The 20,093-nt window shown below is 74.2% G+C and carries 17 protein-coding genes and 3 tRNA genes; 8 read left to right on the top strand and 12 right to left on the bottom strand.

The features are described from left to right. Positions 1 to 37 precede the first annotated feature (37 nt). Positions 38 to 1,063 (bottom strand): NADP-dependent oxidoreductase, encoded by a 1,026-nt coding sequence (locus ACZ4W5_RS24020; protein ID WP_360228550.1) that lies wholly within the window; start codon positions 1,061 to 1,063, stop codon positions 38 to 40. 104 nt (positions 1,064 to 1,167) lie between these two features. Here ACZ4W5_RS24020 and ACZ4W5_RS24015 point away from each other — a divergent pair, with 104 nt between their 5' ends. Continuing rightward, a complete protein-coding gene (locus tag ACZ4W5_RS24015) occupies positions 1,168 to 1,632 on the top strand; it encodes a MarR family winged helix-turn-helix transcriptional regulator (protein WP_360228553.1) in 465 nt (154 codons plus the stop codon). 118 nt (positions 1,633 to 1,750) lie between these two features. After that, entirely contained in the window at positions 1,751 to 3,262 is a 1,512-nt protein-coding gene (locus ACZ4W5_RS24010; RefSeq protein WP_465656777.1) for an LCP family protein, read from the top strand. A 31-nt stretch (positions 3,263 to 3,293) separates the two neighbouring features. On the opposite strand, the gene ACZ4W5_RS24005 is transcribed toward ACZ4W5_RS24010, so the two are convergent. The 5 genes from ACZ4W5_RS24005 to ACZ4W5_RS23985 all read right to left on the bottom strand — a co-directional run bounded on the left by ACZ4W5_RS24005 (position 3,294) and on the right by ACZ4W5_RS23985 (position 6,555). Further along, positions 3,294 to 4,202 carry a 1-aminocyclopropane-1-carboxylate deaminase/D-cysteine desulfhydrase gene (locus ACZ4W5_RS24005; protein ID WP_360228559.1) on the bottom strand — a complete coding sequence of 303 codons (909 nt, stop codon included), beginning with the start codon at positions 4,200 to 4,202 and terminating at the stop codon, positions 3,294 to 3,296. Between the two features lie 51 nt (positions 4,203 to 4,253). Next, positions 4,254 to 4,883, bottom strand: coding sequence for a GOLPH3/VPS74 family protein (locus tag ACZ4W5_RS24000; protein ID WP_465656775.1), 630 nt, complete (start codon positions 4,881 to 4,883; stop codon positions 4,254 to 4,256). Between the two features lie 106 nt (positions 4,884 to 4,989). Further along, a complete protein-coding gene (locus ACZ4W5_RS23995; RefSeq protein ID WP_360228565.1) occupies positions 4,990 to 5,211 on the bottom strand; it encodes a type II toxin-antitoxin system antitoxin in 222 nt (73 codons plus the stop codon). A gap of 10 nt (positions 5,212 to 5,221) precedes the next feature. After that, a complete protein-coding gene (locus ACZ4W5_RS23990) occupies positions 5,222 to 6,169 on the bottom strand; it encodes an SPFH domain-containing protein (protein WP_465656773.1) in 948 nt (315 codons plus the stop codon). 312 nt (positions 6,170 to 6,481) lie between these two features. Then, a tRNA-Ile gene (locus ACZ4W5_RS23985) sits at positions 6,482 to 6,555 on the bottom strand. A gap of 190 nt (positions 6,556 to 6,745) precedes the next feature. Here ACZ4W5_RS23985 and ACZ4W5_RS23980 point away from each other — a divergent pair. Together ACZ4W5_RS23980 and ACZ4W5_RS23975 are read left to right on the top strand one after the other, a co-directional pair. Beyond that, a complete protein-coding gene (locus ACZ4W5_RS23980) occupies positions 6,746 to 7,594 on the top strand; it encodes a trypsin-like serine peptidase (protein WP_360228606.1) in 849 nt (282 codons plus the stop codon). Between the two features lie 150 nt (positions 7,595 to 7,744). Beyond that, positions 7,745 to 8,494 (top strand): trypsin-like serine peptidase, encoded by a 750-nt coding sequence (locus ACZ4W5_RS23975; protein ID WP_465656771.1) that lies wholly within the window; start codon positions 7,745 to 7,747, stop codon positions 8,492 to 8,494. A 169-nt stretch (positions 8,495 to 8,663) separates the two neighbouring features. On the opposite strand, the gene ACZ4W5_RS23970 is transcribed toward ACZ4W5_RS23975, so the two are convergent. Further along, positions 8,664 to 8,736: transfer RNA gene (locus tag ACZ4W5_RS23970), tRNA-Asn, on the bottom strand. Between the two features lie 62 nt (positions 8,737 to 8,798). Continuing rightward, positions 8,799 to 8,871, bottom strand: a tRNA-Asn gene (locus tag ACZ4W5_RS23965). Positions 8,872 to 9,112: 241 nt separating this feature from the next. Between ACZ4W5_RS23965 and ACZ4W5_RS23960 the strand changes: the two genes are divergently transcribed. From ACZ4W5_RS23960 to ACZ4W5_RS23945, 4 genes are all read left to right on the top strand, one after another. Then, positions 9,113 to 9,406, top strand: a complete 294-nt coding sequence (locus ACZ4W5_RS23960) for a hypothetical protein (RefSeq protein WP_465656769.1) — start codon at positions 9,113 to 9,115, stop codon at positions 9,404 to 9,406. Positions 9,407 to 9,537: 131 nt separating this feature from the next. Then, positions 9,538 to 10,983, top strand: a complete 1,446-nt coding sequence (locus ACZ4W5_RS23955) for an FGGY family carbohydrate kinase (protein WP_465656767.1) — start codon at positions 9,538 to 9,540, stop codon at positions 10,981 to 10,983. A 133-nt stretch (positions 10,984 to 11,116) separates the two neighbouring features. Continuing rightward, the gene (locus ACZ4W5_RS23950; protein ID WP_465656765.1) at positions 11,117 to 12,520 is read left to right on the top strand and encodes a glutamate decarboxylase; all 1,404 of its coding nucleotides are present in this window, start codon (positions 11,117 to 11,119) and stop codon (positions 12,518 to 12,520) included. 410 nt (positions 12,521 to 12,930) lie between these two features. Next, the gene (locus ACZ4W5_RS23945; RefSeq protein ID WP_465656763.1) at positions 12,931 to 14,106 is read left to right on the top strand and encodes a helix-turn-helix domain-containing protein; all 1,176 of its coding nucleotides are present in this window, start codon (positions 12,931 to 12,933) and stop codon (positions 14,104 to 14,106) included. Here the strand turns inward: ACZ4W5_RS23945 and ACZ4W5_RS23940 are convergent. From ACZ4W5_RS23940 to ACZ4W5_RS23925, 4 genes are all read right to left on the bottom strand, one after another. Further along, entirely contained in the window at positions 14,094 to 15,365 is a 1,272-nt protein-coding gene (locus ACZ4W5_RS23940) for an RNA polymerase sigma factor (RefSeq protein WP_465656762.1), read from the bottom strand. The two genes, ACZ4W5_RS23945 and ACZ4W5_RS23940, sit on opposite strands and share 13 nt — an antisense overlap. A 145-nt stretch (positions 15,366 to 15,510) precedes the next feature. After that, positions 15,511 to 17,421, bottom strand: a complete 1,911-nt coding sequence (gene dnaG, locus ACZ4W5_RS23935; RefSeq protein ID WP_465656760.1) for a DNA primase — start codon at positions 17,419 to 17,421, stop codon at positions 15,511 to 15,513. Positions 17,422 to 17,511: 90 nt separating this feature from the next. After that, positions 17,512 to 18,822, bottom strand: coding sequence for a deoxyguanosinetriphosphate triphosphohydrolase (locus ACZ4W5_RS23930; RefSeq protein WP_465656759.1), 1,311 nt, complete (start codon positions 18,820 to 18,822; stop codon positions 17,512 to 17,514). 185 nt (positions 18,823 to 19,007) lie between these two features. Continuing rightward, entirely contained in the window at positions 19,008 to 20,027 is a 1,020-nt protein-coding gene (locus tag ACZ4W5_RS23925; RefSeq protein ID WP_465656757.1) for an SGNH/GDSL hydrolase family protein, read from the bottom strand. Positions 20,028 to 20,093 lie beyond the last annotated feature (66 nt).

The following is a 20,093-nucleotide window of genomic DNA, read 5'->3' as shown; positions in this document are numbered from 1 at the left end:
GGCGGGTTCGACTCCGGATCGAGGACCTGACGGAGGGTCAGCCGTCCAGGCGCACGACCATCTTGCCGGTGTTGACGCCGCGGAGCAGGTCGAGGAAGGCCTCGACGGCGTTCTCGAAGCCGTCCGCCACGGTCTCCTCCGAGCGCAGCTCGCCGGAGCGCAGCCAGCCGCTCATCTCGGCCACGAACTGCGGCTGCAGGGCGGCGTGGTCGGCGACCAGCATGCCCTCCAGGCGCAGCCGCTTGCCGATCGCCAGCGCCAGGTTGCGCGGGGCGGCGGGCGGGGTGGTGTCGTTGTACTGGGCGATCGCGCCGCAGAGCACCGCGCGGCCGTGCACGCCGAGGGCGCCGATCGCGGCCTCCAGGTGCTCCCCGCCGACGTTGTCGAAGTAGAGGTCGATACCCTCCGGGGCGGCCTTCGCGAGCTGCTCGGCGACCGGCCCGTCCTTGTAGTTGAAGGCCGCGTCGAAGCCGTACTCGTCCACCAGCTTGGCGACCTTCTCCGCCGAGCCGGCCGAGCCGACCACCAGCGAGGCGCCCTTGAGCCGGGCGATCTGGCCGACCAGCGAGCCGACGGCGCCGGCCGCGCCGGAGACGAAGACCTTGTCGCCCTCCTTGAGGCCGCCGACCGCGAGCAGTCCGGCGTAGGCGGTCAGGCCGGGCATGCCGAGCACGCCGAGGTAGGCGGAGAGCGGGGCGGCGGCCGGGTCGACCTTGACCGCGCGCTTCGCGTCCACGGTGGCGTACTCGCGCCAGCCGAGCCCGTGCAGCACGGCGTCGCCGGGGGCGAAGCCCTCGGCCTCGGAGGCGACCACGTAGCCGACCGCGCCGCCGTCCATCGCCTGGCCGAGCTGGAACGGGGGCACGTAGGACTTGACGTCGTTCATCCGGCCGCGCATGTACGGGTCGACCGAGAGGTGGGTGTTGCGGACCAGGATCTCGCCCGGGCCCGGGGTCCGGACCGGGGCCTCGACCAGGGCGAAGTCGGCGGGCACGGGCCAGCCCTGGGGGCGGGCGGCGAGGTGCCATTCACGGGCGGTGGCGGGGGTGGCCTGCTCTGCCATGGAGGTGCTCCTTGGGGGGGTTTGGCAGGTAAAAGGTTGAGCAACTGAAGTAACGATGGACGTGAAAGGTTCACGTTGTCAACTTTTCAGGTAGACTCTGAGGCATGGACACCCAGCAGACCGAGGTCGCCACGCCGCAGTCCGACGAGATCACCCGCGAGGTCGTCGACCTGATGGCCAACCTGGTCGCCCTGTTCCACCGCGAGTACGAGGAGGCCGCCGCCGCCCGCTCGCTCACCGGCGCCCAGGCCAAGGTGCTCGCGCTGCTGCGGCGCGGCCCGCTGCCGATGCGCCACATCGCCCAGACGCTCAGTTGCGAGCCCTCCAACATCACCGGCATCGTCGACCGGCTGGAGGCCCGCGGCTTCGTCACCCGGCAGGCCGACCAGCAGGACCGCCGGGTCAAGCTGGTCGCCGCCACCGAGACCGGCTCGGCCGCCTCCGAGGAGCTGCGCGAGTCGCTCAACTTCGCCCGCGAGCCGCTCGCCGCGCTCGGCCCGCAGGAGCGCACCGTCCTGCGGGACCTGCTCCGGCGGATGCTCACCGGCGCCTCCGGCCCCGGCGCGTGACCAGCATCACAGCCCCGCCGCCCGATTCGCCCGCCCCCAGGGGGTAACCGAACAGCCTTCCGGAACGTCTAACGTTCGAACATCGAACGCGAGAGACCTGAGGACGGGGGGCACGGGGATGAGCAGCAGCACGCGCCGGCGCCGCTACCTGCGGACCGCCATCGGCCTGGCCGCCGTTCTGGTGCTGTCGGTCGTGGGGGCGGGGGCCTGGTTCTACCACCGGCTGGACAACAACATCACCACCTTCGACGCGGGCGGCGTCGCCACCGAGCGCCCGCCGGCCCCCGTGCCGGCCAGCCCCGGCGCCCAGGTGCCGGTCAACATCCTGCTGCTCGGCTCGGACACCCGCGACGACGGGAACAACTCGCTGGGCGGCGGCGACGAGGGCGTCGGCAACTCGGACACCGCGATCCTGGTGCACGTCTACGCCGACCACAAGCACGCCGTCGGGGTCTCGATCCCCCGCGACACCCTGGTCACCATCCCGTCCTGCAAGCTGGCGGACGGCACCTGGACCAAGCCCCGCAACGACCAGATGTTCAACTCGGCGTTCAGCCTCGGCGAACTCGCCAAGGGCAACCCCGCCTGCACCCAGAACACCGTGGAGAAGCTCACCGGGCTGCGGGTCGACCACACCATCGTGGTCGACTTCAAGGGCGCCGCCGCGATGACCGACGCCATCGGCGGCGTGGACGCCTGCGTGCCCAACGACGTCAACGAGTACGGCATCCAGCTCAAGAAGGGGATGCAGAAGCTCTCCGGGAAGTCCGCGGTCGACTACCTGCGGGCCCGGCACGGCATCGGCGACAACTCCGACATAGGCCGGATGAAGCGCCAGCAGGCCTTCCTCTCCTCGATGATCAAGAAGGTCCAGTCCCAGGGCTTCTCGCTGCCCACGCTGCTGCCGCTGGCCGACGCCGCCACCAGGTCGCTCACCGTGGACGAGGGCCTCGGCACCGCGATGAAGCTGGTGGACTTCGCCCGCTCGATGGAGGACATCAAGCTCTCCGACGTCACCTTCGTCACCGCCCCCTGGCGCTTCGCCGGGGACCGGGTGCGGCTGGTCCAGCCGGACGCCGACGCGCTGTGGAAGCTGCTGCGCGAGGACCGCACCCTGGACGGGCAGAGCACCGGCGGCACCGGTGCGGCCACCGCCGCGGCCTCCGCTTCCGCCGCCGCCTCCGCCTCGCCGAGTGCGGGCTCCGGGACGAACGCGCCGCTCACCGCCGAACAGGCCGCCGCCCCGGTCACCGTGGTCAACGGCGTCGGCACCCCCGGCCTGGCCGGCTCCGGCGCCGAGACCCTCAAGGGACGCGGCTTCCAGAACGTCACCCTCGGCGCCAACAACCCCGGCAAGCAGCACACCGAGGTCTCCTACGACCCGACGCTCAAGGCCGCCGCCGACCAGGTCGTCGCGCTCTTCCCCGGCGCCGGCGCCGTCGAGGAGCCCGGCTCGGGCGCGATCACCGTCACCCTCGGCGCGGACTACCGGGCGGCCGGCACCCAGCTGAACTCGGTGACCGCACCCTCGCCCACGGCCACCGCGCCCAGCGGGATCCCGACCGGCATAGCGGAGAACACCCGCGGCGCCGACACCGACCCCTGCGCCGACCTGACCTTCGGGTCGTAGGACCCGCCTTACTCCGGGCCCTGGGCCCCAGCTACTCCGGGTCCGGCAGGCCGGTGACCACGGCCGTCAGGCGGGTGCCGGGGACGAAGGCACCCGCCGCGGCCAGGTCGGCCAGCGCGGCGAGCAGCTTGGCGACGTACCGGCGTTCCACCGGGACGCCGTGGCGGCGTTCGAACTCCGCGGCGAAGGCGGCGAGTTCGGCCGGGACCTTGCCGTAGCCGCCGCCGTGGTGGGCATGGTCGATCCGCCAGTTGGCGAACTCCCGCCCGAACCCGGCCCGGTGCAGCCGGGCGACCTCCGCCTCCAGGTAGCCCTCGCCGCCGCGCAGCACGGCCACCCCGAGCGCCCTTGCGCCCGGCGGCAGGCCCGCCGCGATCCCGGCCAGGGTGCCGCCGGTGCCCACCGGGCAGCAGACCACGTCACGCCCGTCCAGGTCCGGCAGTTCGGCCGGGATCGTGGCCGCGCCGATCGCGGCCAGGGCGTTGGAGCCGCCCTCCGGGAGCACCAGGCAGCGGCCCCAGCGGCGCTGGAACTCCGTACCGTCACCGGTGCCGGCCCGGCCGGTGACCTCGCGGTAGGCGGCCCGGGTGAGGAACTCCAGCCGCATCCCGGAGCGTTCGGCGGCCCGCAGCGACCAGTTGCGCGGCCGGTCGGCCAGCTCCTCGCCGCGCACCAGCCCGACGCTCTCCAGGCCGAGCGCGTCGGCGGCGGCCGCGACCGCCCGCAGGTGGGTCGAGTAGGCGCCGCCGAAGGTCAGCAGCCGGGTGTGCCCGTGCTCGACGGCGGCGGCCAGGTTCGGGGCCAGCTTGCGCCACTTGTTGCCGGGGACGGTCGGGTGCAGCAGGTCGTCCCGCTTGAGCCGCAGCTCCACCCCGGCCCGGGCGAACACCCCGTCGGTGCAGTCCACCAGCGGGGTCGGCAGCAGGGCGGGTTCGAGCATCCGGCCAGCTTACGGGCCCCCGTCCAGGCCGGCCGGCGGCGCCCAGGAGGGTCAGCCCGCCCCGCCGTCCGCGTACTTCGCGTTGACGGCCCGGCGCAGGGCGCGCGGGACCGGGCCGGCCGCGGGGGCCAGCTTGTCGATCCGGGCCCGGAACTCGCGCCGCCGGCGCCAGGTCAGGGCCGGGCTCAGCCGGGCCGCGTCGACCAGGGCGACCAGCGCCGCGTCCGCCGGGTCGACCCGGCTGAACGGGCCGCTCAGCGCCGACGTGACGCTCGCCGCCAGCGCCTTGCGCACCCGGGGCTCCGTCAGGGTCACCCGGGCGACCGGGAAGATCCCGAGCACCCGGTGCTCCTCGACCCGGATCCGCCCGGCGGCCGCGAGCCCGTCGCGGACCACCCGCGCCGACCTCCCCGGGCGCCCGATCCAGCTCCACCAGGTGCGCCGCCGCCCCTGGCGGATCTGCTCCAGCAGCGCGGCGGAGAGCGGATCGAGCCCGTCGGTCGGGCCGTCGACGGGGGCCGGGTGCCGGCCGTCGTCACGGAGCAGCCCGCGGCGGAGGAGCTCGGTGAGCGCCGCCGCCCGCAGGGCCAGGTCCAGGTCGGTGGTGCGGGTGAGCCGCCCGCGCTCGGGGTCGTAGGCGAGCAGGTAGAGCTTCTCGGGCAGATTGACGGGAAGGTCCATCTCGGTCTCCGAAGGATCTGGGACGATCTGCGGAGCACCCGGCCGCCGCGGTCAGTCCTCGGGCCTGTCTGACAATTCGCGCCCGGCGGGAATCGCCAGACACGCCCTAGGCGGGACCGCCGTCCTCCGGGCTCTCCTTGGGCGGTCGGCCGCGCCGGGGAAGCCGGGCCGCGCCGCTGGGCATCCGGCCGGCCTCACCGAGGGCGCGGCGGAGCACGAACTCGATCTGGGCGTTGGTGCTACGCAGTTCGTCCGCGGCCCACCGCGCCAGTGCGTCGTGAACCGAAGGATCCAGTCGCAGCAGGAGCTTCTTCCGTTCCGTCGCCAACGCCGCGCCCTTACTGGTAGAGGGAGCCCGTGTTCACGACGGGCTGGGTGCCCCGGTCGCCGCAGAGCACCACCAGGAGGTTGCTCACCATGGCGGCCTTGCGCTCCTCGTCCAACTCCACCACGTCCCGCTCGGCGAGCCGGTCCAAGGCCTCCTCGACCATACCGACGGCGCCCTCGACGATCAGCCGCCGGGCGGCCACCACGGCCCCGGCCTGCTGCCGCTGGAGCATCACCTGGGCGACCTCGGGCGCGTAGGCGAGCCGGGTGATCCGGGACTCGACGACCCGCACACCGGCCGAGGCGACCCGGGCGGCGATCTCCGCGGACAGCTTGCGGGCAATCTCGTCCGCGCCGTCGCGCAGCGACAACTGCCCCTCGTGGTGGGCGTCGTACGGGTAGCTGGTGGCGATGTGCCGGACGGCCGTCTCGGTCTGGATCGCGACGAAGTCGGTGTAGTCATCCACCTCGAACACCGCCATCGCGGAGTCCTCGACCTGCCAGACCACCACGGCGGCGATCTCGATCGGGTTGCCGTCCGCGTCGTTGACCTTGGCGGTCTCGGTCTCGTGGTTGCGGATCCGCAGCGAGATGTGCCGGCGGCTGGTGAACGGGTTCAGCCAGCTGATCCCCTCGGCGCGGACCGTCCCCCGGTAGGTGCCGAGCAGCTGGACCACCCGGGCCGAGCCGGGCGAGACCACCGTCAGCCCGCAGAGCAGGATCAGCGAGCCGAGCAGCAGCAGCGGCCCCAGGACCACCAGCGGAACGCCCAACCCCTTGTCACCACCGGCGAGTTGGACCCCGCCGGTGATCAGGCCGGCAAGCCCGGCGAGCCCGCCCAGCAGGGCGCCGCCGAGCACCGGCAGCCCCGGCGCGCCGGTGATCACCCGCTCGGTGACCTTCGGGGCCGGGAGGTCGAGGACGGGGCCGTCCTCGACGGAGACGTGCGGTGCGGTCATGGGACCGACTCCCCCCTTGTGCGCTGTGCGCCGCGCGGACGTCCGCTGCAGCTGTCAAAGTGATATCACTTTTTTCGCACAGCACGCCAGGGCCGGGACGGAAGCGGTGCGGAGGAAGGCAGGCGCGGGGTTCGGCGCGAACGTGTCAGGGAGCGCCGGGGCGATGCCCACGGCCGGGTGAATTCCGGCGCGCCACCGACCGGAAGAGGGGGGCCGCGCTCTAGACTCTCCGTCGTCACGGGCGGTGAAGGCGCCAGTTCAGGCGCCCCGCCGACGGACGGTAAATACGACACTCGTCACGCGTCGCAGAGGTGGGGCGGGTGGGACTCGAACCCACGACCAAGGGATTATGAGTCCCCTGCTCTAACCGGCTGAGCTACCGCCCCGGTTCGCCGCGCGCGCCGGTCGTCGGCCACGGCAGCAGCAGACGGCCCCGCGAGGCCGTCCCGGGCAGCATAGCCGGTCGATCACCCGTGGTGCGCGCCGGGGGCGCAGCTGGGTGCGGGAGGGCGCGGGCCGGTCCCGGCGGCGGGCTCCGGGTGGCGGTGGAGGGCCCGGACAGGGCAGCCTGGGCTGATGACGATGCGTGGGACGGGAGCGGCGGCCGGGGTGCTGGTGCTGGCCTTCGCGCTGGCGGGGTGCACCACCGCGGCGCGGCCCGGCACCGTCGCCCCGACGGTCACCTCGGCACCGCCGAGCGCCGCCGCGAACGCCCACGGCTGGAACAAGCAGCGCTTCAAGGGGGCGACCGGCAAGCACACCGGGGTCACCCGTACCGCCAAGCCCACGGTGCTCAACGGCCTGGTCGGCGCGGTGTTCACGCGCAACGCGGACGGCGACCACTTCTGCACCGCCAGCGTGGTCGACAGCGCCGGGCTCAACCTGATCGTCACCGCCGCCCACTGCGTCTGGGACCCGAAGATCGGCCAGCGCAGCGACCTGGTCTTCGTCCCCGGCTACCGCAACGGCGACACCCCGAGCGGGGTCTGGCCGCTGCTGGCGGTCAGCGTGGACGACGGCTGGAAGGACCACGCCGACCCGGACATGGACGTCGCCTTCGCCGTCGTCCAGGCGCAGAACGGGCAGCAGGTGCAGCAGGTGCTCGGCGCCAACAAACTGGGCGTCAACCGCGGGTACCAGCTCCCGGTGCGGGTGACCGGCTACCCGGGCAGCAGCGACGTCCCGATCACCTGTTCCAACACCACCGCCGAACAGAGCGCCACCCAGCTGCGGATCGACTGCCCCGACTACACCGGCGGCACCAGCGGCAGCCCCTGGGTCACCGACTTCGACCCGTCCACCAGGACCGGCACCGTGGTCGGCGTGATCGGCGGCTACCAGGAGGGCGGGAACAGCCCGGACACCTCGTACAGCAGCTACTTCGGCGACCGGGTCCAGGCGCTCTACGACCGGGCCACCGGCTGACCGGGCCGAACCCGCGCCGGACCCGGGCCGGACCCGGGCCGATTCGAACACCCGGCAGTGGCGCCGCCGGGCACGGACTGGTAGATCTTCCTCTCGAACGGCGGAACGCACGGCCCGGATGCCCGCCCCGAGGAACGAGACGGAGCCCCGATGGCCCCCCGCCCGGTGCCGCCCGCGCGCGCGGCCGGAGCGACCGCGCTGGCCGCCCTGCTGCTGACCGCCGGCACCGCGTGCGGCAGCGGGCCGGACAAGGCGCCGAACGCCGAGGTCGCCCAGCAGAGCGCGGCCCGCGACCGGATCGGCACGCTGTCTGTCCACAGCGCCCAGGGGCCCCGGTCCTGCACGGCGAGCGTGGTGCGCAGCCCCGCGCGCAACCTGCTGGTCACCGCCGCGCACTGCGTGCAGAACCAGCGGGTCGGCCTGCTGGACGGCCTGGTGTTCACCCCCGGCTACCGCAACGGGTACTCCCCGTACGGGAGTTGGCAGGTGCAGTCGATCACGGTCGATCCCCGCTGGGCCTCCGACGACGATCCGGACTACGACGTGGCCTTCGTCACCGTCCGCCCGGCCGACGGCCGGCAGGTCGAGGACGCGGTCGGCGGCAACCCGCTCGGCACCGGCCGGGGCGTCGGACTGGCGGTCTCGGTGACCGGCTACCCGAACGAGAGCGACGAACCGATCACCTGCGCGGTCCGGACCAGCTCGCAGAGCGCCACCCAGGAGCGCTTCGACTGCGGCGGCTACACCGACGGCACCAGCGGCAGCCCGTGGGTGACCGGCGACGGCGCGGTGGTCGGCGTGATCGGCGGCCTCGAGGAGGGCGGGGACACCCCGGGCACCTCGTACAGCGTGGCCTTCGACCAGCGGGTCGCCGACCTCTACCGGAGGGCGACCACCTGACCCCCGCCGTGCCCACCCCGCCCGCGCCCTCGGCGCCGGGGCAGGCCAGGGCGGGCCGGGGACCGGGGCGGCCGGGTGACGCACGCGACACCGGGCCGGACAACACGAAGGCCCCCCGGTCGTCCGAGGGGCCTTCGCTCTGAGCAGTCACCGGGCAAACCCGGCGCAGCTCCCCCAATTGGACTCGAACCAATAACCTGCCGATTAACAGTCGGCTGCTCTGCCAATTGAGCTATGGGGGATCGCTGTGCTGAACTTCCTTACCTGCCACGGGAGTCGGGCTCCTAGGAGCACTCGTCCCGAGCTCCCCCAATTGGACTCGAACCAATAACCTGCCGATTAACAGTCGGCTGCTCTGCCAATTGAGCTATGGGGGATCGGCTTCCGCTTCGGCTCCCGTGACCCGGGCTCCTCGGCGCTCGCTGCGGGACATACATTAGCGCACTCGGGGGGGTGGTCCGCCAATCGTTTCCCCGGCCGCCCCGGACCACCGGCCCGGCGTGCCCCGCGCGCGCCGCCGACGGCTCCCGGGGATGCTGGGGGCGCGGACGGTTCGCCGTCCCGGGCAACGGGTAGGGCAATGCGGCAGAAGGCCGCCAGGAGAGGGTGGGTCCGATCATGTGGAAGCTGTCGTTGGCCGCGGGTTTCGCGGCCGGCTACGTCCTCGGCTCGCGGGCCGGGCGCCGGCGCTACGAACAGATCACCGAGGTCACCCGGCGGATCGCGCGGAACCCCACCGTGCAGGGGGCCGCCGACCGGGCGCGCCAGCAGGCCGGCGCGGTGGCCGGGAAGGCGGCCGGGGCCGTCGCGGACCGGGTCGGGGACAAGCTGCCGAACGCCGTCACCGACCGGGTGCCGTACTTCACCCGCTCCCGGGCGGAGGACGACGGCTGGGGCACCGTCCGCCCGTGACCGGGCGGTAGCCCGCGCTCCCGACGGGGCGGTGATCCCACGGCAAAGGCGATCCCAACGCCCGGTCCCGAACCGGCAACGGCTCACCCGGCCCGGACGCGTACCGGGCCGGGCTGAGGCATGATCTCGACATGGCCATCGTCGCGGGGATAGACAGCTCGACCAGCCGCACCCGGATCGTCGCGTGCGACGCCGACACCGGCACCGTCCTGCGCTCCGGCAAGGCGCCCCACCCCGTCCCCGAGGACCAGGACCTGCGCCCCGGCGAGGCCGACCCGCAGGTCTGGCTGCACTCCCTCGGCGACGCCGCGGCCGGCGGCCTGCTGGAGGGCGTCCGGGCGATCGGCGTCAGCGCCCAGCAGCACGGCATGATCGGCCTGGACGCGGGCGGGGTGCAGGTGCGGCCCGCGATCCTGTGGAACGACCCGCGCTCCAGCGGCGCCGCCGCCAAGCTGCTGGACGCCCTCGGCGGCCCGGCCGCGTGGACCGCCGCGATCGGCGCCGTCCCCGGCCCCACGTACACCATCGCCAAGCTGCGCTGGCTGGCCGAGTTCGAACCGGCCAACGCCCGCCGGGTCGCCGAGGTGCTGCTGCCGCACGACTGGCTGGTCTGGCAGCTGCTCGGCCACCCCAAGCGCCGCACCACCGACCGCGGCGACGCCTCCGGCACCGGCTACTGGTCGCCGATCACCGGCGAGTACCGGCAGGACCTGGTCGAGCTGGCGCTCGGCCACGAACTCCGGCTGCCCGAGGTGCTCGGCCCCGCCGAACCCGCCGGGCACACCCCCGAGGGCCTGCTGATCTCGGCCGGCACCGGCGACAACATGGCCGCCGCCCTGGGCCTCGGCCTCGGCCCGGGCGACGCGGTGGTCTCGCTCGGCAGCGCCGGAACGATCTTCGCGGTGCACGAGGAGGCCGTGGTGGACGCCACCGGCCTGGTCTCCTCCTTCGCCGACGCGAGCGGCCGCCACCTGCCGATGGTCGCCACCCTCAACGCCGCCCAGGTGCTGCGCTCCACCGCCGCCATGCTCGGCCGGGACCTGGAGGGGCTGAGCGACCTCGCCCTGCACTCCTCCCCCGGCGCCTACGGGCTGGTGCTGCTGCCCTACCTGGACGGCGAGCGCACCCCCGCGCTGCCGCACGCCGCCGGCACCCTGACCGGCCTGCGGGCCGAGGCGATGACCCCCCAGCACCTGGCCCGGGCCGCCGTCGAGGGCATGCTGTGCAACACCGCCGACGCCCTGGACGTGCTGCGCGCCCAGGGGGTCGGGATCAAGCGGGTGTTCCTGCTCGGCGCGGCCGGCCGGCTGCCCGCGGTCCGGCACATCGCCCCGATGCTGTTCGGCGTCCCGGTCGTGGTGCCCCCGCCGGGCGCGCACGCCGCCCGCGGCGCCGCCCGGCAGGCCGCCTGGGCGCTGGCCGGCACCCCCGAGCCGCCGGAGTGGGCGCTGCCGGACGCCGAGACGGTCGAGCCCGAGGGCGAACAGGACCTGGCGATCGGGTCGGCGGTGCGCCGGCAGTACCGCGCCGCCCGGGACCAGATCCACCCGGAGGCCGCCGCCGGCCCGTCCGCCTGAACGCTGCCGCCGGGGGTGATCCCGATCGGCCGGAGTCCGCAGTGCCGGAGTCCGCAGTGAAGATGCGTCACCCGCCACCCGGTGGGAGCGTGGGTCGGGACACGGCCACCGAGGCGAAGGGCGACAGGCACCCATGGCCCTGCACAAGGGGACCGGCGACGACCGCCGGCTGAGCGTCAGTCCGTTCCTCGGCATCACCGACCCGCTGGGCGCGATGGAAGTCGCCCCGCCGGTGCACCGGCTCGGCGAGGGGGCGGTCGCGGCCGACACCGCGTACCAGCTGGTCCACGACGAGCTGATGCTGGACGGCAGCGCCAAGCTCAACCTGGCGACCTTCGTCACCACCTCGATGGAGGTGCAGGCCACCCGGCTGATGACCGAGTGCCTGGACAAGAACATGATCGACAAGGACGAGTACCCGCAGACCGCCGAACTGGAGCGGCGCTGCGTGGCCATCCTCGCCGACCTCTGGCACGCCCCCGACCCGGACGCCGCGGTCGGCTGCTCCACCACCGGCTCCAGCGAGGCCTGCATGCTGGCCGGCATGGCGCTCAAGCGCCGCTGGATGCGCCGCAACCCCGAGCGCTACGCGGCCGGGGCCCGGCCCAACCTCGTGATGGGCGTCAACGTCCAGGTGTGCTGGGAGAAGTTCTGCAACTTCTGGGAGATCGAGGCCCGCACCGCGCCGATGGAGGGCGAGCGCTTCCACCTCGGCCCCGAGCAGGCCGTCGCGCTGTGCGACGAGAACACCATCGGCGTGGTCGGTGTCCTCGGCTCGACCTTCGACGGCTCGTACGAGCCGATCGCGGAGATCTGCGCGGCGCTGGACGAGCTCCAGGAGCGCACCGGCCTGGACGTCCCGGTGCACGTGGACGGCGCCTCCGGCGGCATGGTGGCGCCCTTCCTCGACCCGGAGCTGGTCTGGGACTTCCGGCTCCCCCGGGTGCAGTCGATCAACACCTCCGGCCACAAGTACGGCCTGGTCTACCCCGGCGTCGGCTGGGCGCTGTGGCGGGACCAGGAGGCCCTGCCCGAGGAGCTGGTCTTCCGGGTCAACTACCTGGGCGGCGAGATGCCGACCTTCGCGCTCAACTTCTCCCGGCCCGGCGCGCAGGTCGTGGCGCAGTACTACGTCTTCCTGCGGCTCGGCCGGGCCGGTTTCCGGGCGGTCCAGGGCGCCTGCCGGGAGGTCGCCGGCTACCTGGCCGGGGAGATCGGGAAGCTCGACTGCTTCCGGCTGCTGACCCGCGGCGACCAGGTCCCGGTGTTCGCCTTCACCACCACCGAGGACGTCTCCTTCGACGTCTTCGACGTCTCACGGCGGCTGCGCGAGCGCGGCTGGCAGGTCCCCGCGTACACCTTCCCGGCGAACCGGCAGGACCTGTCGGTGCTCCGGGTGGTCTGTCGCAACGGCCTCTCCCGGGACCTCGCCGACCTGCTGCTGGCCGACCTCAACCGGCTGCTGCCGGAGCTGCGCCGCCAGCCCGTCCCGCTGCAGGAACTGGGCGTGCCGGTCCGCGAGGGCTTCCACCACTGAAGGCCGGGCTCGGCGCCCCGGGAAACGCCGCGGTGGGAGGGCACAGGGAAGCGCCCTCCCACCGGGTGGTCCCGGTCGGTCGGGGGAGCCTCCCCCCGTGAGGCTGCCACGACCGGTGGGGGATCCGGGACTCCGTATCGGGCCGACCACGACCGACCGGCCGGGGCCCGAACGAAACGGCCGGGCGGTCGAACGCACCGGCAGGGAGAACTCTGCACGACGAACACATGACTGTTCGAGGGTTCCCGGGGGTTGTGAGACACTTCCGTCCGTCTCAACGCCATGACCTGGAGTTTGGGACACCGGGCCGCTGAGGTTGGAGAACGAGGAGACGCCGAACGGCCGGACCGGGCGCGCACCTCCCGCCCCGTCCCACCGTCGTCACGTCCCGCGACTCATGGAGGACCGCGTTGGCTTCCGCCTGGAAGGACCTGCCCGAGGAGCTGTCCGAGCCCGCTCGCCTACTGGCCGAGGAGCTCCGGAAGCTCAAGGACACCGCCGGACTGTCACTGTCCGAGCTCGCCACCCGGACCCACTACAGCCGGGCCTCCTGGGAGCGCTGGCTGAACGGCAAGCGGGTGGTCACCGAGCAGGCGCTGGAGGCGCTGATCGGGGCGGTCGACTGCGACGCGGTGGTGCTGCGCCGGCTCCGGCAGCGGGCGGCCGAACCCGTGGCCCAGGAGACCGTGGCCCAGGAGCCCGCTGACCGGGCCTGGGAGCCTACGGACCGGAGTGCGGAGCCGACGCCGATCGCCGGACCCACCGACGACCCGGCCGACGACCCGGCCGCCGGACCGGCCGAGGAAGCCGCCGACGGGCCCGCTGCCGAACCCGCCGTCGCCTGGTGGCGCCGTCCGGCGGCCCTGGTCGCCGGTGCGGCCGTGCTGGCGCTGCTGCTGGTGCTGGCCGGGCTGCACCTCAGCCGGCGCGACGACCAGGCCTCGGCCGCCGACGGGCCGGCCCCGAGCAGCTCGGCCACCGGCAGGCCCGCCCCGACCACCGCGGGCGCCCCCGACTGCCGGGCCCTCGGCTGCGCCCACAAGGACCCCAAGACCACCGGCTGCGGCAAGGACGCCCGCACCCTGCAGACCACGGTCATCGGCAAGGTCGTCGTCTACCTCCGCTACAGCCAGACCTGCCAGGCCGCCTGGGCGGCGATCACCGAGGGCGAGCCCAAGGACTACGCGGTGATCACCGACAGCACCGGAGACAGCGAGACCGCGATGATCCACTGGGGCTACGACAACTACTCGCAGATGCTGAACGCGGCCAACCCCTCGGTCGGCTTCCAGGTCTGCGGTTTCCAGCCCGCCGGGCACGACTGCACCGGGACCGTCACCGACCTGGCCACGGTGGTGGCCTCCACCCCGATCCCGATCGGCCCCGCCTCGCCGCCTCCGGGCGCCAAATCCGCGGCGGCCACGCCGAGCGACCCGGCCTCCGCTTCGGCTTCGGCACCGGCTCCGGCGCCGGCATCGGCATCGGCATCGGCATCGGCCGAACCGGCGCAGGGCGCGACCCAGGCACCGCCGGCCGAGCAGGTCTCGCCGAGCCCGTCCGCCGCCCCGCCCGGTCAGTCGAGGTAGCCGCGCAGCTGCTCGGCGTAGGCGTGGTCGCGGAGCTTGACCAGCGTCTTGGACTCGATCTGCCGGATCCGCTCCCGCGTCACGCCGAACACCGCGCCGATCTCCTCCAGCGTGCGCGGGCGGCCGTCGTCCAGGCCGTAGCGGAGCTGGACGACCTGGCGCTCCCGTTCGCCCAGGGTCGCCAGCACGGCGTCCAGGTGCTGGCGCAGCAGCAGGAAGGTCGCCGACTCGGCGGGTGAGGCGGCGTCGGCGTCCTCGATCAGGTCGCCGAGCGCGACGTCGTCCTCCTCCCCTACCGGGGTGTGCAGCGAGATCGGCTCCTGGGCCAGCCGGAGCAGCTCGCGGACCCGCGCCTCGGTGAGCTCCAGGGCGGTACCGATGTCGGCCGGGCTCGGCTCCACTCCGCGCTCCTGCAGCAGCGCGCGCTGCACCCGGACCACCCGGTTGATCAGCTCCACCACGTGCACCGGCACCCTGATCGTCCGGGCCTGGTCGGCCAGCGCCCGGCTCATCGCCTGCCGGATCCACCAGGTCGCGTATGTCGAGAACTTGTAGCCGCGGGCGTAGTCGAACTTCTCCACCGCCCGGATCAGGCCCAGATTGCCCTCCTGGACCAGGTCCAGCAGGGTCAGCCCGCGGCCGACGTAGCGCTTGGCGACGGACACCACCAGGCGCAGGTTGGCCTCGATCAGGCGGCGCTTGGCGATCCGGCCGAGGACCACCAGGGAGTCCAGCTCGCCGGCCAGCGGGTCGGGCGGCGGCGGGTCCCCGTTGAGCCGCTCCTCGGCGAACAGTCCGGCCTCGATCCGACGGGCCAGTTCGACCTCCTCGGCGGCGGTGAGGAGCCGGATCCGGCCGATCTCGCGCAGGTACTGGCGCAGCAGGTCGCCGACCGGGCCGCCGCCCTCGGAGCGCTCGGCCGGGCCCTCGTCGTCGAGGTCCGGCTCGGCCTCGGCGTCGGTGTCAGCCTCGGCCTCGGCGTCGACCTCCGGCTCCGGCTCCGGGCTGTCGGGGTGGCCCTCCGGCAGCTCCTGGGCGGGGACCCGCTGGTCCGGGGGCGCGGCCCCGGCCCGGCCGTGGTCCGTCTCAAGCTCCCCGGTCGGCGGCCCGGTGGGCTCGGCCCGTCCGGTCGGCTCGGCCCGTCCGGTCGGCTCGGCCCGTCCGGTCGGCTCGGCCCGTCCGATGGGATCGGCCCGGCCGGTCGGCTCGGCTCGTCTGGTGGCGGTGGTCGCTGCGGCATGGCCTGGGTCCACGGGCATCCCTCGGGGCGGGCGCGACTCTGGCGGACCCGCGCTGTACGGAGGTGGGACGCCCTCCAGTGTGGGGTACGCCACGCTCCGTGGCCGAGACTCGTGCGCCGACTTTCTGCACGGGACTTCCCGCGCGCCTCCGCAGCAGGAACCGCTACAGCGCCGCGGCGCCCCGGCTCTTGAGCTGGTCCCCGTACTGCTGGAGCTGCCACAGCTCGGTCTGCACCGCGTGCAGCTGCTCGGCATCCGCCCGGTGGCCCAGCCGCTGGAGGTAGCCGCGGACCTCGGCGATCCGCCGCTCGACGGCCAGCAGGCGCAGCTTGACCAGGAACTCCCCCGCGTAGATCGCGTCCGCCTTGCGCAGCGAGCGCACCGGTTCGACGGTCAGCTCGGTCACCAGCGAGCGCACCTGGTCGTCCGGGGAGGCCTCGCGCACCGCGCCGGTGAAGTCGGGCGCGGCCGCCCCGTACGCGGTGCCGCCGGCCTTGGCGATGGCCTGCCGGACGGCGGTGTACGGCGGGGTCGGGAACTCGTCGTCGCCGTACTGGTCGAAGGCCGGGCTGACCAGGTCCGGGTGCTGGAGCGCCAGCTTGAGCAGCTCCCGCTCGACGAACTGGGCCGGGTCCCGCGGGTTGAGCCGGAACGCGGGCGGTCGCGGCGCCGCGACCGGCTGCTCGGTGCGCCGCTGCTGGCCGCTGGCGCGCGGGTTCTGCTGCTTCTCCCGCTCCCAGCGGGCCAGTTGGGAGATCCGGCGGACCACGAACTGCTCGTCGCCCGGGTTCACCCCGAGCATGCCGGCCAGCCGGATCGCGTAGCCGTGCCGGATCGACGGGTCCTTGATCTTCGCGACGATCAGGGCCGCCTCCTCCATCGCCGCGGCCTGCCCCTCGGGGGTCTCGACCCGGTGCTTGGCGACCGCCGTGTTCAGCGCGAACTCGAACAGCGGGACGGGGTGGTCGATCAGCTGCCGGACCGCCTCGTCGCCCTGGGCCAGTCGCAGCTCGCAGGGGTCCATGCCGCCCGGGGTGACCGCGATGGAGGTCTTGGCGGCGAACTTCTGGTCGTCCTCGAAGGCGCGCAGCGCGGCCTTCTGGCCGGCCGCGTCGCCGTCGAAGGTGAAGACCGTCTCGCCGCGGTACTGGGAGGTGTCCATCAGCAGCCGGCGGATGATCTTGATGTGGTCCTCGGCGAACGCCGTGCCGCAGGTCGCCACCGCCGAGGTGACCCCGGCCAGGTGGCAGGCCATCACGTCGGTGTAGCCCTCGACCACCACCGCGCGGCCCGACTTGGCGATCTCCTTCTTCGCCAGGTCGATGCCGTACAGCACGTGGGACTTCTTGTAGATCGGCGTCTCGGGGGTGTTCAGGTACTTGGGACCGTTGTCGTCCTCGCGCAGCCGACGGGCGCCGAACCCGACCACCTCGCCCGCGATGTCCCGGATCGGCCACACCAGCCGGCCCCGGAAGCGGTCGATCAGACCGCCGCGCTGCCCCTGCGAGGCCAGGCCGCCCTGGAGGATCTCCTTGTCGCTGAACCCCTTGCCGCGCAGATAGCGGACCAGGTGCTCCCACCCGGCCGGGGCGTAGCCCACCCCGAAGGTCTTCGCGGCCTCCTCGTCGAAGCCGCGCTCGGCCAGGAAGCGGCGGCCGATCTCCGCCTCCGCCGAGGCCAGCTGCTCCTGGTACCAGGCGGCGGCCACCTTGTGCGCCTCGACCAGCCGGGTGCGCTCGCCCTGCTGGTGGCGGGGGCTGTAGCCGCCCTCCTCGTAGCGCAGCGTGATGCCGGCCTGGGCGGCCATCCGCTCGACGGCCTCGGCGAAGGTGAAGTGCTCGATCTTCATCAGGAAGGCGATGGTGTCGCCGTTCTCCTGGCAGCCGAAGCAGTGGAAGACGCCCTTGGCGGGGTTCACGTAGAAGGAGGCGGACTTCTCGTCGTGGAAGGGGCAGACGCCCTTGTACTCGCCACCGCCACCGTTGGTCAGCTGTACGTAGTCGCCCACCACGGCGTCGATCGGCAGTGCGCTGCGCACCGCCTGTACGTCTTCGTCCCTGATCCGCCCGGCCACCCCGGAAGTCTACTGGGGCGGCCGGGGTTTCGAACCGGGGTTGCGGCCCGGGTTCCGGCCGGGCCGCGCCGGGTGCGCGTGCGGTGGGCGTCAGGTCCAGGAGGCGCCGACCAGCCTGCCGTGCAGGGCCAGGGCCGAGGCGTCCGTGAGGGTGGCGATCTGGTCGATCACGGTGCGCAGGGCGGCGCCGTCGTCCTCCGCCTCGTGGTACATCGCGGTGAAGACCGGGTCCAGCCCCTCGGGGGCGCGCTGGTTCAGTACGTACGCCAGCTCGGCGATCACGATCCGCTGGCGGGCCCGCAGCTGGGCCTGCTCGTCGCGCATCATCACGTAGAGGACGGCGACGGCCTTGAGCACCGCGACCTCCAGCCGGACCTCCCGCGGCACCACCAGCTCGGCGGCGTAGCGGGTCAGCCGGCCGGGGCCGTAGCGGGCGCGGGTGGCCTGCTCGGCGGCCAGGCAGAAGCGGCCGATCAGCTGGCTGGTGAGGTCCTTGAGCCCGGCCCGGGCGCGGGCGGTGCCGTCGTAGCCCTGCGGCCAGAAGTCCTGGGCCAGCAGCCGGTCCAGGGCGGCGGAGAGTTCCTCCGGCTCGGCGTCCGGGGCGTAGCGCTCGGCGACCTTGAACAGGTCGGCGCGCTCGCCGGGGGCGCGCAGCGCGGCCGGGTCGATGTGGCCGGCCTGGAGGCCGTCCTCGACGTCGTGGGTGGAGTAGGCGACGTCGTCGGACCAGTCCATGACGGTGGCCTCGAAGCACTTGCGCCCGGCCGGGGAGCCGGCCCGCAGCCAGCGGAAGACCGGCAGGTCGTCGGCGTAGACGCCGTACTTGGGCGAGGCCGGGTCGGTCGGGTGGCCGCCCTTGGTCCACGGGTACTTGGTGGCGGCGTCCAGGGCGGCCCGGCTCAGGTTGAGGCCCACGCTGCGGCCGGGCCAGGGGGCGAGCCGGGAGGCCGGCTGGTCCTCCGGCGGCGCGAAGCGCTTGGGTTCGAGCCGGGTCAGGATGCGCAGCGACTGGGCGTTGCCCTCGAAGCCGCCGCAGGCCTCGGCGGCCTGGTCGAGGGCCTCCTCGCCGGTGTGGCCGAAGGGCGGGTGGCCGATGTCGTGGGCCAGGCAGCCGGTCTCCACCAGGTCCGGGTCGCAGCCGAGGGCCGCGCCCAGTTCCCGGCCGACCTGGGCGCATTCGAGCGAGTGGGTGAGCCGGGTGCGCGGGAAGTCTCGGCGCATCGGGGCGACCACCTGGGTGGTACCGGCCAGCCGGCGCAGTGCGGCCGAGTGCAGCACCCGGGCGCGGTCGCGCTGGAAGGCGGTGCGGCCGGGTCGCTTGTCCGGTTCGGGGACCCAGCGGGCCTCGGCGGCGTGGTCGTACGGGAGCGGGGCGGCGAGGCGGTGCGTGGTGTCATCCATATGCCACTCACGGTACGCCGCGCCCCCGACACGCGGGGTGTGCCGCGCGCGAAGGGGTGCGGACCGGCGCGTGAACCGGGGGAGGCGCGCCGGTGTCCGCCCCGGCGGATCGGCCGGGCCCGAACGGTCCGGTCACGGGGCCCGACCGCGGCGACCGGCGCGGGCGGACTCAGCCCCGGCTGCCCTCAGCCCCGGACGGCCCTGAGCAGCGCGGCGGCCACCCCCTCCTCCCCCTTGGCGTTGGGGTGGACCGGGGTGAGGCCGTGGGCCGGGAACGGCGGCTCGATCCAGCGGGCGTCCTCCCCCGCGCACATGTCGTGCCCGGCCGAGGGCCCGGCGGTGTCCACGAACACCGCCCCGGCGGCCTCCGCACGCTGCTTGAGCATGCCGTTGAGCTGCTGCTCCTTCTCGGTGAGGAAGCCGAGGTCGGCCGCCGCGACGGTGGTGCCCAGGGTCGCCCGGCAGCCCGCCGGGTCGGCCGGGAGCAGGGTCGGGTAGCCGACCACGTACACCCGGGCCCGCGGGGAGCGGCGCCCGATCTCCCGGAGGATCTCGCCGAGCTTCTCGCCCGCCGCGTCGACCCGGGCCCGCACCTCGTCGGTGCCGCCGGAGGCGTAGTGCTCCCGGCAGGGCGCGGCCGCGCGGTCCTCGCCGACCAGGTCCTTGACCGCGTCCGCCAGGGTGGCCTTGGCGCACTCGGTGACGACCTCCATGAAACCGGCGTCGTTGCCGCCGATGCCCACGGTGACCAGCCGGGTGTCCGGGGTCAGCGCGTCCAGCTGGGCCGGGTTGGGGCCGTCGGCGGTCCGCTGCGGGCTCCTGAGGTCCCCGGTGCGGGCGCCGCTGCAGCTGACGTCCCGGAACTGCCCGGGCGTCACCCCGAGCGCCTTCGCCAGCAGGGAGGGGTAGTTGGCCCCGGAGCGGGCGCAGCCGGCCGGGTCGCCGGTCTGCGGGGCGATCCGGGGCCCGGCGGTGTACGAGTCGCCGAGCGCCACGTACGGGGCGGTGGGCGGCGGGGTGGGGGTCGGGGTCGGCGTCGGGGTCTGGGTCGCCCCGGCCGGGGCGCGGCCGGGCAGGGCGCCCGCGAAGCCCCGGTCGGAGCCGTCCGCGCCGTCCGACCCGCCGCTGCACCCGGCCAGGGCGGCCAGCAGCAGGGCGGCCGAGAGGGCCGTCGCGACGGTCGTCGGGCGGGTGGTCCTGGGCATGGCGTCCCCCCTGGGGGTGCGGGTCACGGGCGGTTCCGTATGCGGCGGCCGGTCCCCCCGGGCACC

Source organism: Kitasatospora sp. NPDC029367 (assembly GCF_055569135.1).
This window is presented reverse-complemented; position numbering and strand designations above follow the sequence as displayed.

Bases quoted from the DNA above. Each gene is read 5' to 3' on its own strand.
- ACZ4W5_RS24020 (WP_360228550.1), bottom strand. From the start codon at position 1,063: ATGGCAGAGCAGGCCACCCCCGCCACCGCCCGTGAATGGCACCTCGCC.
- ACZ4W5_RS24015 (WP_360228553.1), top strand. From the start codon at position 1,168: ATGGACACCCAGCAGACCGAGGTCGCCACGCCGCAGTCCGACGAGATC.
- ACZ4W5_RS24010 (WP_465656777.1), top strand. From the start codon at position 1,751: ATGAGCAGCAGCACGCGCCGGCGCCGCTACCTGCGGACCGCCATCGGC.
- ACZ4W5_RS24005 (WP_360228559.1), bottom strand. From the start codon at position 4,202: ATGCTCGAACCCGCCCTGCTGCCGACCCCGCTGGTGGACTGCACCGAC.
- ACZ4W5_RS24000 (WP_465656775.1), bottom strand. From the start codon at position 4,883: ATGGACCTTCCCGTCAATCTGCCCGAGAAGCTCTACCTGCTCGCCTAC.
- ACZ4W5_RS23990 (WP_465656773.1), bottom strand. From the start codon at position 6,169: ATGACCGCACCGCACGTCTCCGTCGAGGACGGCCCCGTCCTCGACCTC.
- ACZ4W5_RS23980 (WP_360228606.1), top strand. From the start codon at position 6,746: ATGACGATGCGTGGGACGGGAGCGGCGGCCGGGGTGCTGGTGCTGGCC.
- ACZ4W5_RS23975 (WP_465656771.1), top strand. From the start codon at position 7,745: ATGGCCCCCCGCCCGGTGCCGCCCGCGCGCGCGGCCGGAGCGACCGCG.
- ACZ4W5_RS23960 (WP_465656769.1), top strand. From the start codon at position 9,113: ATGTGGAAGCTGTCGTTGGCCGCGGGTTTCGCGGCCGGCTACGTCCTC.
- ACZ4W5_RS23955 (WP_465656767.1), top strand. From the start codon at position 9,538: ATGGCCATCGTCGCGGGGATAGACAGCTCGACCAGCCGCACCCGGATC.
- ACZ4W5_RS23950 (WP_465656765.1), top strand. From the start codon at position 11,117: ATGGCCCTGCACAAGGGGACCGGCGACGACCGCCGGCTGAGCGTCAGT.
- ACZ4W5_RS23940 (WP_465656762.1), bottom strand. From the start codon at position 15,365: ATGCCCGTGGACCCAGGCCATGCCGCAGCGACCACCGCCACCAGACGA.
- ACZ4W5_RS23930 (WP_465656759.1), bottom strand. From the start codon at position 18,822: ATGGATGACACCACGCACCGCCTCGCCGCCCCGCTCCCGTACGACCAC.
- ACZ4W5_RS23925 (WP_465656757.1), bottom strand. From the start codon at position 20,027: ATGCCCAGGACCACCCGCCCGACGACCGTCGCGACGGCCCTCTCGGCC.